Here is an 11,659-nt window from a genome sequence, read left to right as displayed (position 1 = left end):
TAAGGAATTCGCGTTGATTGTTTTCAGTGGAATTTTCATGTTTATCTTGTAACGTGATATCTGCAATGAGTTTTTGATATCCAAGAGAAGTTGGCGTGAAATCAAGAGAGAATTCTCTGTTATGATCTTGTGTATAAAATGATTTTTTCTCCATCACATTCCCCTGTTCATCACGAATTGTAAGATCAAAAGCAGCAGAATCAGGAATTCCTGATAATCGAAAAGCAAGCTCCGTTTCAGTATTCAGGTAAAGCGGATTATTCACTCTCACTTCATCAAGAGAGACATCGACTATTGCTCCTTGTTTTCCAAGCATGACGGGAAAAACAGGAAAAGTTAGTTCATCAATATAAGCATATGATTCATTATTGCTTTGCAAACCATCAGATATGAGAATCACATCAGAGATGTTGGAAAATTGAGGATCGTCTCGAAGTTCTTTAAGAGATAAAAAAATGTCTGTTACAGTCGAATCTTGTGTCAATCCGTTACTGAAAAAAACTGTTTGGAATGCAATATTATGTTCGTCAAGGAATGTTGAAACATCATTGAGAAGTCTGGATGCTGCCTGTGATTTTGATTGATCATCATTCAATTGCTGGTTCATGCTTATGCTTGAATCAACTAAAACAATGGTGGTAGGAGATACAGATTTCGAGTGGGAAATGTGTAGTGTGGGATTGAATATCAGCATGATCACAATTGCAAAGAAAAGGAATCGTAGAATACCGAGTATCCATTGCAAACTCTTCGATATAGGAGGATTTGTGCTTATATAGTACACATAAACCAAAACTGCTGATATGATGATAAGAATGAGAGCAATGAGATTCATTTACTTAACTTTGTTTTTAGTTTTTTTAGGAGATTACGTGCAGCTTTTTGTTCTGCAGCTTTCTTTGATTTTCCGCTTCCCTTTGAGGAGTAATTTTTCCCTACTACGACCTTTGCATAGAATTTTTTTTGATGCTCTGGACCGGCTTCTTTAACGATATCATATGATGGATTCTCGCCAAACTCAGTATGACTGTACTCTTGGAGTAAGCTCTTATAGTTCTGGAGGTCAGTATGCGCGATCAATTCATCAAAATTAGCAAGAATTAAATTCTGGATAACATATTTAGCTTCCTGATAGGAGCTGTCGATAAAAATAGCGCCAAAAAGTGACTCCATCGTGTCAGCTGTAAGTGAGGTTCGTTTCTGTCGGGTTAATTTGATCTCATCTTCTTTTACAAGAATATACTTGGATAGGCTGATCTCAGTTGCCTTCTTGTTGAGATAGACTTTACTGATGATCTTTGAGCGTTTCTTGGTCAGGAATCCCTCATTTTCATTTGGATAGAGTTTAAAGAGATATTCAGTGATGGCTAGTTCAAGGACCGAATCTCCGAGAAATTCCAACCTTTCTGCAATTGAATGTTCAGTCTCCTGTTCATAAATGGATTTATGGGTGAGTGCTGCTTCAAGTAAGTTTTTATCTTTAAAGAAATAGTTAAGTTTTGATTCCAGCAGAGTGAGTGATTTTCTCCACTTCTCTATTTTTTGTGGATCGGTCTGCGGGTGAAGAACAATTTGCTCATATTCATTCATCATATCTCTTGAAAGTCAACGTTGCGTTGTGACCTCCGAACCCAAAGGAATTAGTAAGAGCATAATCTATTTTTAATGGTATAGTTCCTCCCGGATTATAATCTAGATCACATTCAGGATCAGGGGTCGTAAGATTTGTGGTTGGGTGAACTTTTTGGTCGAGTATGGATTTAACAACAATAATTGCTTCAAGAGCACCTGCTGCGCCAAGACCATGTCCAAGCATCGATTTGCTGGAGTTTATTTTTAAGTCATAAGCATAATTGCCAAAAACAGTTTTGATTGCTTGTGTTTCGCTTTTGTCATTAAGAGGAGTAGATGTACCATGAGCATTAATGTATTGAATGTCTTCTGGTTTGATTCCAGCATCTTCAATAGCATTTCTCATTGAGTGTGCTCCACCTTCTCCACCTGGTGCCGGCATAGTAATATGATAAGCATCACATGTAGCGCCATAACCGACCATTTCTCCGTAGATCGTTGCACCACGGGCTTTTGCATGTTCATATTCTTCGAGGATCAATGCTGCAGCACCTTCGGCAAGAACAAAACCATCCCGTTCTTTATCAAACGGTCTGCTTGCAGTCTCTGGGGAATCATTCCTCGTGGATAATGCACGCATAATTGAAAAGCCGGATAACGTAAGTTTGGTTACCGCAGCTTCTGAACCAACTGCTATCACTGCATCTGCAGCACCAAATTTGATTCCTCTATATGCTTCACCAATTGCATTTGCACTCGACGCGCAGGCAGAAGTAACATTGAAATTAATACAGCGCGCATCATATTTAATTGCAATTCTACCCGCTGCTATATCGGCAATCATCATAGGAATAAAGAAAGGACTGATACGTTTGGGACCTTTGGTCAGGAAAACCTCCATCTGGTTCTCGAAGGTTTGAATTCCTCCAATACCTGTTCCGGAGATAACACCAAGTTTGTCAGGATTGATCTGTCCTGCGAGCCCTGAATCTTCCATGGCTTGAGTTGCAGAAGCTATAGCATAGTGACAATAACGGTCCATTCTCTTAGCTTCTTTGTGATCAATGTAATCGAGAGGATCAAAGCCAGTTACTTGCCCTGCAATCTTTGAAGCAACATCTTCCAGATCAAAATCTGTAACAAGACGAATACCTGATTTACCTTCGCAAAGATTATTCCAGGTATCTTCAACGTTCAAGCCAAGGGGGTTAATTGTGCCAAGACCGGTGACCACGACTCTTTTTAATTTCATGGATGTATGTCCTTTCTGTAATAGATGGAATGTACCCCACACACTGCAGAACAGTATGTGGGGTTATGGATTATTCGTTTAATTTCTTCTCGAGATATTCCATCGCTGTACCAACAGTGGTAAGCTTTTCTGCGTCTTCGTCCGGAATTTCAATATCGAATTCTTCTTCGAATTGCATGATTAACTCGACCGTATCAAGAGAATCTGCACCAAGATCTTCAATGAAGCGTGCTGTTTCTGTGATTTCATCATCGGTTGCACCTAACTGGGTAGCGATGATTCCTTTGACTTTTTCTTTGATGCTTTCGTCCATTGTTTTCTCCTTTAATGTAAGGTTTCTTTTATATCATTCCACCATCTATTATTATCGTTTGTCCTGTTATATAATCTGCATCTTCACTGCTGAGGAAAAGCACGAGTTTAGCAACATCAGTAGGAGTCCCTGCTCGTTTCATAGGGATATTCTCAAGATACTTTTGCTGTACTTCTTCAGAAAGAACACTTGTCATTTCAGTTTGAATATAACCCGGCGCAACAGCATTTACATTGATGTTACGGGAAGCTAACTCTTTGGCAGCAGATTTTGTGAAAGCAATGATACCAGCCTTTGTTGCAGCATAGTTTGCCTGTCCAAAGTTGCCAATAAATCCGACAATTGAAGAGAGATTCACGATCTTGCCGGAGCGTTGCTTCATCATATACTTAGCAGCCTTTTGTGTACAAACAAACGTACCGGTAAGATTTACATTGATAACTTTGTCCCAGTCTGCTTTTTTCATTCGAATAAGAAGTGTGTCTGATGTAATACCTGCATTATTTATCAATATATCAAGTGATCCGAATTGCTGAACGATCTCTTTCATCATCAATTCAACTTCTTCTTCGATTGTTATATTACACGTGAATCCAGTTGCTTTCAAATCTTGAGAGGTAAATTCGGATACGATCTTATCAATTTCATCTTGAAGAATATCAGCGATAACAACATGTGCTCCCTGCTGGGCAAAAAGCTGTGCAATTGTTTTCCCAATTCCTCGCGCACTGCCAGTTATGAGTGCAACTTTTCCATCAAATCGATTCATAAATGTATCCTATAGGTTTTTGAATGCTGTCACCACTTTTTCTGCATCTTCAAGGGTGTTGATATTATATCTTATCGTGTCATTATCGATCGCTTTGATCATACCTGTTACAATGCGACCGGGACCGAATTCAACAAAGGTGTCAATACCTTTTTTACACATATATTCAACTGATTTAACCCATTGGACGGGAGATATAATTTGTTGTGTTAAATTGTCAATAATTTCAGCTTTATCAATTTCGGGAGTGGCAGTGTAGTTTGGAATGACAGGTATTACTGCATCCGAAAAGTTACAATTTTTCATCTCATCATACAGCCATTTTGAGGATTTATGGATGAGTGGCGAATGGAAAGCGCCGCCGACAACAAGCTCGACCACTCTTTTCGCTCCAGCTTCTGTGCACTGTTCCATAACTTCTGTTACTGCCTTTCTTTCTCCACTTATCACTGTTTGGACAGGTGTGTTGAAATTTGCTGCTACCACGACACCGGAATTTTGTTCGCAAAATTCAATGATCACTTCAGAATCGAGTCCAAGTACTGCTGCCATTTTGAAAGGGATACCCCTGCTTGCTTCGATCATGAATTCGCCACGTTTATGAACAAGATAAAGAGCATCAAGCCAGTCAATTGCTCCAGCTGCAACCAATGCAGAGAACTCTCCTAATGAATGTCCTGCAACAAATGCAGGGATCAAGTCAATATGATCTTTGAAATAGTTATATGCAACAACGCTATGCAGCAATATTGCAGGCTGGGTATTATGTGTTTTTTTTAGTTCGTCTTCGGGACCTTCAAACATAATATGGACAAGGTCGAAACCAAGTCGCTCGTTTGCTTCATCAAAAAAGTGTTTATATTCAGGAAGTTCAAAGAACTCTTTTGCCATACCGACATATTGAGCACCTTGACCGGGAAATACAAATGCAATATTATTTTTCTTCATGAAAACCTCTGGTTATTAATAACGTAAAAGCACGCTTCCCCACGTTAGACCAGCTCCAAATGCATCAAGAACAATTAGATCACCGCGACGTATACGTCCATCCTCTACAGCTTCTGCAAAAGCAAGGGGAATACTTGCTGCTGATGTATTACCATATTTTTCAATATTAATTATTACTTTCTGCGGAAGAAGGTGTATTCTTTTTGCTGTAGCGTCAATGATACGAAGGTTTGCCTGGTGCGGTATGAGCCAATCGACATCCTCACCAGTAAATCCATTTCTTTCAAGAATTCTTACAGCAGCTTCTCCCATAGATTTCACAGCAATCTTAAATATTTTATTTCCTTCCATATAGACAGTATGCATATTTTGATCGACAGTATCATGAGAAGCCGGATTTCTAGATCCTCCGCCTTGTTGAATTAAAAGATCACCATAGCGCCCATCAGAAGAGATGTACGTATCTATAACTTCCGAGATTTCCCCCCTATGTGTTCTGGTAAGTATTGCTGCGCCAGCTCCATCACCGAAAAGTACACAGGTTCCCCTGTCAGTCCAATTAGTGATCTTTGTCAGGAGCTCAACACCGACAATAAGAGCATTGTTTGCCACACCATTTTCAATAAATTGTTTAGCTATCGTGAGAGTATATATAAATCCTGTACAACCAGCGGAAATATCGAATGCTGGGCAATGAGGAATACCAAGTTTACTTTGTAAGATGCATGCAGTAGATGGAAATCTATGATCAGGTGTGACTGTTCCGACAATAATAAGATCAATATCTCGTGGGCGGAGTGATGATTTCCTGAACAATTTCTCACAAGCTTCAAATGCTATGTCAGATGCTGCTGTGTCGTCATCAGAAATATGACGTTCAACCATACCTGTTCGAGTGCGGATCCATTCATCAGAAGTATCCACGATCTTTTCGAGGTCCTTATTGGTAAGAATTTTCTCGGGAACAGCCATGGCAATTTCGTCTATCTTAACTCTTATATCACTCAATTTTGGTTCTCCATCTTATGCTGATAATATTCTTTGATGTGCGATAAAAATTTTGATTTTTTTGAGAAACTAGCAAACTTGATTGCATTGGAGATCGCTTTAGCATTGGACCGTCCGTGAGCAATGATGGAGATGTCGTTTACGCCAAGGAGAAATCCCCCGCCGTATTCAGTGTAATCGAGTTTTTTCTTTAAGTATCTATATGCAGGATAAGAAAGTATTGCACCGATCTTTGCGATCCAATCATGTTCAAATTCCTGTTTGAGAATTTCAAACATGGAGAATGCAACCCCTTCAACAGTTTTAAGCATGATGTTTCCAATAAATCCGTCTGAGATGATGACATCTGCTTTTCCTTTGAGAATGTCCTTTCCTTCAATATTACCGATGAAGTTGATCGATTTGAGTTTTTGCAGTCGCGCGTATGCTTCGATGGTAACCTCATTTCCCTTCTTGCTTTCCTCACCAATATTAATAAGCGCAATACGAGGATTTTTCTTTTTTTGAAAATATGCCGAATATATGCTTCCCATTTCTGCAAACTGAACAAGATTTTCTGCTGTACAATCAACATTTGCTCCTACATCGAGTAAAATTTCCGGTTCTTGAACGGTTGGAAGTGAGATTGCAAGAGCTGGTCTGAGAACCCCCTTAATCCTGCCGAAATACAGAAGTGATGCTGCCATGACCGCGCCGGTAGAACCTGCGCTGACAAGTGCATCTGCCTTCCCTTCTTTAACAAGGTTCAGTGCTTTCATCAAAGATGAATTCGGTTTTTTTCGAAGCTCAGCAACCGGTTTTTCAGAAGGATCGATTACTTCTTGAGCATCTACAACAATTATTGCTTCTTTAGGATAATAGAATTTTTCAAGCGCTGAAGTGAGTGTTTCTTTTTCCCCGACCAGAAATACTTTAGAACAACACTTGTTGTTGATTGCTAAAACTGCGCCTTCGACTTCCGGGTATGGAGCTTTATCGCTACCGAATGCATCGACTGCAATTCTCATATATTTATTCTGAAACGGTTATGACTTTCTTTCCTCTGTAAAATCCGCAGTGTGGACATGCGTAATGAGGACGCATGGTTTCTCCGCAATTGCTGCATTTCGTCAGCGTTTCAGCTTTTGCTTTATAATGCGTTCTCCGCTTTCGGCCTTTTGATTTCGACCTTTTTTGTTTTGGCACTGCCATGTATACCTCCGAATAGCTATAACTAACGGTTATTAACTATCTTTTCTACTTTTTCTTTATTGAATAAACGAAATTTTCGGGCTTGAATTTTGTGTCAAGTTTAATAGAGATTACATCAAAATGTTCAGTTTTCTATTAAATATGTTTTCTATTTTCCTAATTATGTGTACCAAGTAATCTGCTTTTTACTATTACCGAATCCTTTGAATATTGGAAACTTCTTGCAATCTCATCCGCTGCATGGGCTGCATCTCCGTTATCATAATAAAGTTCTGCTATTGGTTCACCTTGTATTACTTTATCTCCAACTTTTTTTAACAACTTAAGTCCAGCAGCATAATCGATTTTTTCTTTCACATGCTTTCTTCCAGCATGAACTTCGATGAGTGCGTATCCAATAGCCTTACTGTTCATTTCACTAATAAATCCATCAGATGCAGCTTTGATCATAATGTGATGTTTTGGTTGAGGAAAAAGTGCATAATCATCTATTATTGATGGATTTCCGTGTTGTAATTCAATCCCTTTTCTGAAACGGTCAAGTGCTTTGCCATTGCTAATTGAACGTTCGATCATGATTTCAGCTTCTTTGTATTCGTGAACAATTCCAGCCAGCATGATCATATCTGCGACCAGTCTGAATGTTACCTCTTTTACATCCGGTTCCATATTGCCCTTGAGAAACTCGATTGCCTCGATAACCTCAAATGAATTACCGATATATTTTCCTAAAGGAGCATTCATATCAGTGAAATTGATGCGAATTTTCTTTTTAAATTCGCGTGCGATATTACTCATGGATTCAGCGAGTTGGGTTGCATGTTCAATTGTTCCGATAAATGCTCCATTCCCAACTTTGAGATCAATCACAAGTCCGTCAATACCGGACGCAATTTTTTTGCTCATGATGCTTGCTGTGATGAGGGGAATACTTTCCACCGTTCCTGTTACATCGCGTAGGGCATAGATTTTCCGGTCAGCGGGAACGATTCTGTCAGATTGTCCAATAATGGCAAAATTGTTTTTACGAACTGTTTCCTGGAATTTTTCAAGAGAAATTTGAGTTTGAAAACCTGGTATGGATTCAAGTTTATCAAGTGTACCACCAGTATGTCCTAATCCCCTGCCCGATATCATGGGAACCATAACATCGCATTCAGCGGCAATTGGTGCGATCATGAGAGAAAGCTTATCCCCGACTCCCCCCGTACTGTGCTTATCAATACAGCGTCCTTCAGATTCAGGAAAAGTCAATGTTACACCTGAATCGATATATTCCTTTGAAAGCAAGTATATTTCCTGATCGTTCATACCATTCAGAAGAATTGCCATAAGCATAGCAGACATCTGGTAATCCTGAATTTCTTCATGAACGTACGAATTAATGAAAAAGCGAATCTCTTCTTGGGAGAGTTGAAGATGATCTCGTTTTTTAATAATGATTTGTGATGGATTCATATTATTATTTTGTCATAAGGAATTCCATTACATCATCATTGTAATAAATCCTGAACTGTGATTGCTTTTTATATTCCAATTTTTCAAAAAAAAGATAACCGCTTTCCTGAGCTTGCGGACGTATCGGATCGAATTGAAAGGATTTCAGCATTATATTTCGTATGCCATCCAGTCGAGTTTCATATTCCTCTTTAAGGTTTTCGTGATCTTCTTCATCGAAGTTGAGGAAATAGTTTAGATCAAAATATTGATTATCACCATACATGATCTTGACCACTTGCTGGGGAACAAAAAGCGCATACTGTTCTCCCCTATAATCGATCAAAGCAAAGGCATTTTTATTAACTTGCATAGGATAATTAGTCTTATTTCGAAGGATCACATAAAAAACCATAAAATAGTTCTCAAGATTCATAGGAGGATCGTTCCAACTTGCAGGCTCGAGTGCGATATCATAATCTTTGTGAGTTACTACAGCATAGTTTTCCTGTATGGTAACATTGTTCGTTCGAATCGGAACGATCTTCGTTGCACAGGCATTCAGAAGTATTACACAAAGTATTATAGCAAATTTTTTCATGGACTATTCTTCGTCAGAATCTTCTTCAACAGGTTCTATGGATATCCCATTATCGATTGCATCATCTTCTACATTTTCATCCACCTCTTCATCATTTTCTATGATATCACCATTTTCCAGTTCATCTTCTGGGATATCCTCTTCTTCGTGAGCAACGCGTGCAACATCGGTAACTTTATCGCCCTCATTCAACGTGATAAGGCGCATTCCCTGAGTATTTCTGCTAATAACGGAGATGCTTCCAACGTGTTGACGAATAACTTTTCCGGAACTTGTAATAATGATAAGATCGTCATCATCAACAACTTCTTTTACACTCACAAGACTGCCGTTACGTTGGGTAGTTTTCATGGTAATGACACCCATGCTGCCCCGTTTTGTAACACGGTAATCTGCTATAGGAGTGCGTTTCCCGTAGCCGTTCTCGCTTATTGAAAGAAGTGTACCATCACGTTTAACAATTACCATAGAAACGACCTGGTCATCTCCTCGCAATCTGATTCCGATAACACCTTGGGAATTTCTTCCCTGTGCTTTCACATCAGTTTCATGGAAACGGTTGCCGAATCCATGTTTTGTTGCAAGGATCACATCATTTACACCTTCTGTTATCTGCGCATCGATCAATTCGTCACCTTCGATGAGTTTGATTGCTATGATGCCACCGACGCGCGGATGGGAGTAAGCTGCCAGCTCTGTCTTTTTGATAATACCGTTCTTTGTAACGATTGTCACGAAATGAGGAAGTTCAAAATCGCGCACTGTGACATACGCTTCTATCTTTTCATCTCTTTCAAGCTGGAGGAGATTTACGATTGCTTTTCCTCGTGCTAATCTGCCGACTTTTGGAATTCTATGCACTTTGAGCCAGTGGCATTGCCCGAAATTTGTAAAGAAGAGAATAAAAGCATGTGTTGAAGCCACGAACACATTTTCGATGAAATCTTCTTCTTTAAGATTTGAGCCAGATAGACCTTTACCGCCCCTATGTTGTTTCCTATAGGTTCTTATCGGTAAACGCTTGATGTATCCTTCATGAGAAATCGTGACGACCATTTCTTCATCTGCGATCATATCTTCAGTTTCTATATCAGCTGAACCATCGAGGATCGTTGTTTTTCGGTCATCATTATATTTTTCTCTCATCTCAATGACTTCGTCTTTGATGATCTGCATACGTTTTCCTCGAATTTCGAGAATACTCTTCAGTTCCTCGACTGTTTTTACAAGTTCTCGATATTCAAGTTCGATTTTCTCTCTTTCAAGTCCGGTTAATTTCTGCAATCTCATCTCGAGAATTGCTTTTGCCTGTATTTCAGTAAAACCGAATTTTTTCTGAAGATTCTCATTAGCATCTGCAGTGCTTTCAGATTTTTTAATGATCGCGATGATCTCGTCGATATTCTCAAGAGCAATGCGAAGACCCTCAAGAATATGAAGTCTTTTTTCAGCATTATCAAGTTCATACTGGGTTCTGCGAACCACGACTTCATGCCTGAAATCGATATAATTTTGAAGAAGATCCCTCATATTGAGTACTTGCGGAACACCACCAACAAGCGCACGATTATTAACAACATAACTCACCTGAAGTTGAGAATATTTATAGAGTTTCTTTAAAACCGAATCTGCATCAGAGTTTCTTTTTATAGTAACGACTAATCTCATTCCCTGCCTGCCCGATTCATCACGGATATCGCTAATACCTTCAATCCTTTTATCTTTTACGAGAGAGACGATCTTATCGATCAACAGGGTTTTATTGAGTTGATACGGAAGCTCGGTTATGACAATTGCTTCCTGCCCGTTATTTTTTGTCTCGATCGATGCTTTACCGCGAATGATAACTTTCCCATAGCCGGTCTGGAAATAATCTCTGATACCTTGCTTTCCAATGATATAACCACCTGTAGGGAAATCAGGACCTTTAATAAATTTAAGTAGTTCGGTTGGTTCAAGGTCTGGATTGTCGATCAATGTGCATAATGCATCACAGGTTTCGGAAATGTTATGGGGTGCCATATTTGTTGCCATCCCAACTGCAATACCTGATGAGCCATTAACAATCAAATTAGGAAATTTGGATGGGAATACTTTGGGCTCTTTTCGAGTATCGTCATAGTTTGGCTGGAAATCCACAGTATCTTTATCCAGATCAGCCATAAGATCGACTGCAGCATGATGCAAACGAGCTTCAGTATATCGCATTGCTGCTGGTGGATCACCATCCTGAGAACCGAAATTTCCCTGTCCATGAACGAGAAGGTATCTCAAGCTCCAATCCTGTGCCATTCGCACAAGCGTTGGATAAATGACTTGCTCACCGTGGGGATGATAGTTTCCAGAAGTATCACCTGCAATTTTCGCACATTTTCGGAATCCTTTTCCTGGTTCGAGTTTCAGTTCATGCATTGCGAATAAGATCCTGCGCTGAGAGGGTTTAAGACCGTCCCTAACATCAGGTAGCGCACGAGATACTATAACACTCATCGAGTATTCAAGGTATGCTTTTTTCAGCACATCATCTATTTCAATTTGTTCAATTCTTGATCTATCGTGAATCATCTA

At 39.4% G+C, this 11,659-nt stretch carries 12 protein-coding genes; all 12 read right to left on the bottom strand.

Annotated features, from left to right (window positions below):
* On the bottom strand, nt 1-835 hold an 835-nt coding region (locus JW794_10060; protein MBN2018454.1), incomplete at its 3' end, for a hypothetical protein.
* Entirely contained in the window at nt 832-1,590 is a 759-nt protein-coding gene (gene rnc, locus JW794_10055; protein MBN2018453.1) for a ribonuclease III, read from the bottom strand. The genes JW794_10060 and rnc, both read right to left, overlap by 4 nt.
* Complete coding sequence (gene fabF / locus JW794_10050; GenBank protein ID MBN2018452.1) at nt 1,583-2,824, bottom strand: beta-ketoacyl-ACP synthase II; 1,242 nt, start codon at nt 2,822-2,824, stop codon at nt 1,583-1,585. Before fabF ends, rnc begins: the two co-directional genes overlap by 8 nt.
* 70 nt (nt 2,825-2,894) lie before the next feature.
* On the bottom strand, nt 2,895-3,137 hold the full coding sequence (acpP, locus tag JW794_10045; protein MBN2018451.1) for an acyl carrier protein: 243 nt from the start codon (nt 3,135-3,137) through the stop codon (nt 2,895-2,897).
* Nucleotides 3,138-3,165: 28 nt separating this feature from the next.
* On the bottom strand, nt 3,166-3,906 hold the full coding sequence (gene fabG / locus JW794_10040; GenBank protein MBN2018450.1) for a 3-oxoacyl-[acyl-carrier-protein] reductase: 741 nt from the start codon (nt 3,904-3,906) through the stop codon (nt 3,166-3,168).
* A 9-nt stretch (nt 3,907-3,915) separates the two neighbouring features.
* Nucleotides 3,916-4,854 carry an ACP S-malonyltransferase gene (gene fabD / locus JW794_10035; protein MBN2018449.1) on the bottom strand — a complete coding sequence of 313 codons (939 nt, stop codon included), beginning with the start codon at nt 4,852-4,854 and terminating at the stop codon, nt 3,916-3,918.
* 15 nt (nt 4,855-4,869) lie between these two features.
* A complete protein-coding gene (locus JW794_10030; GenBank protein ID MBN2018448.1) occupies nt 4,870-5,862 on the bottom strand; it encodes a ketoacyl-ACP synthase III in 993 nt (330 codons plus the stop codon).
* Nucleotides 5,859-6,869, bottom strand: a complete 1,011-nt coding sequence (plsX, locus tag JW794_10025) for a phosphate acyltransferase PlsX (GenBank protein MBN2018447.1) — start codon at nt 6,867-6,869, stop codon at nt 5,859-5,861. The genes JW794_10030 and plsX overlap by 4 nt, the downstream gene beginning before the upstream one ends.
* A 4-nt stretch (nt 6,870-6,873) precedes the next feature.
* The gene (gene rpmF, locus JW794_10020; GenBank protein ID MBN2018446.1) at nt 6,874-7,053 is read right to left on the bottom strand and encodes a 50S ribosomal protein L32; all 180 of its coding nucleotides are present in this window, start codon (nt 7,051-7,053) and stop codon (nt 6,874-6,876) included.
* A gap of 156 nt (nt 7,054-7,209) precedes the next feature.
* On the bottom strand, nt 7,210-8,511 hold the full coding sequence (locus JW794_10015) for a thymidine phosphorylase (GenBank protein MBN2018445.1): 1,302 nt from the start codon (nt 8,509-8,511) through the stop codon (nt 7,210-7,212).
* A 4-nt stretch (nt 8,512-8,515) separates the two neighbouring features.
* Nucleotides 8,516-9,091, bottom strand: a complete 576-nt coding sequence (locus tag JW794_10010; protein MBN2018444.1) for a hypothetical protein — start codon at nt 9,089-9,091, stop codon at nt 8,516-8,518.
* Nucleotides 9,092-9,094: 3 nt separating this feature from the next.
* Nucleotides 9,095-11,656: a DNA gyrase subunit A gene (gene gyrA, locus JW794_10005; protein ID MBN2018443.1), complete on the bottom strand. Its 2,562-nt coding sequence runs from the start codon at nt 11,654-11,656 to the stop codon at nt 9,095-9,097.
* Between the last annotated feature and the right edge of the window lie 3 nt (nt 11,657-11,659).

The organism is Candidatus Cloacimonadota bacterium, from assembly GCA_016932035.1.
Taxonomy (GTDB): Bacteria; Cloacimonadota; Cloacimonadia; order JGIOTU-2; family JGIOTU-2; genus Celaenobacter.
The sequence above is the reverse complement of the archived record's forward strand: the minus strand, read 5'-3'. Positions and strand labels throughout refer to the sequence as shown.

What these genes read in the sequence shown, in the direction of transcription:
- rnc (MBN2018453.1), bottom strand. Translation starts at nt 1,590, where the DNA reads ATGAATGAATATGAGCAAATTGTTCTTCACCCGCAGACCGATCCACAA.
- fabF (MBN2018452.1), bottom strand. Translation starts at nt 2,824, where the DNA reads ATGAAATTAAAAAGAGTCGTGGTCACCGGTCTTGGCACAATTAACCCC.
- acpP (MBN2018451.1), bottom strand. Translation starts at nt 3,137, where the DNA reads ATGGACGAAAGCATCAAAGAAAAAGTCAAAGGAATCATCGCTACCCAG.
- fabG (MBN2018450.1), bottom strand. Translation starts at nt 3,906, where the DNA reads ATGAATCGATTTGATGGAAAAGTTGCACTCATAACTGGCAGTGCGCGA.
- fabD (MBN2018449.1), bottom strand. Translation starts at nt 4,854, where the DNA reads ATGAAGAAAAATAATATTGCATTTGTATTTCCCGGTCAAGGTGCTCAA.
- plsX (MBN2018447.1), bottom strand. Translation starts at nt 6,869, where the DNA reads ATGAGAATTGCAGTCGATGCATTCGGTAGCGATAAAGCTCCATACCCG.
- rpmF (MBN2018446.1), bottom strand. Translation starts at nt 7,053, where the DNA reads ATGGCAGTGCCAAAACAAAAAAGGTCGAAATCAAAAGGCCGAAAGCGG.
- JW794_10015 (MBN2018445.1), bottom strand. Translation starts at nt 8,511, where the DNA reads ATGAATCCATCACAAATCATTATTAAAAAACGAGATCATCTTCAACTC.
- JW794_10010 (MBN2018444.1), bottom strand. Translation starts at nt 9,091, where the DNA reads ATGAAAAAATTTGCTATAATACTTTGTGTAATACTTCTGAATGCCTGT.
- gyrA (MBN2018443.1), bottom strand. Translation starts at nt 11,656, where the DNA reads ATGATTCACGATAGATCAAGAATTGAACAAATTGAAATAGATGATGTG.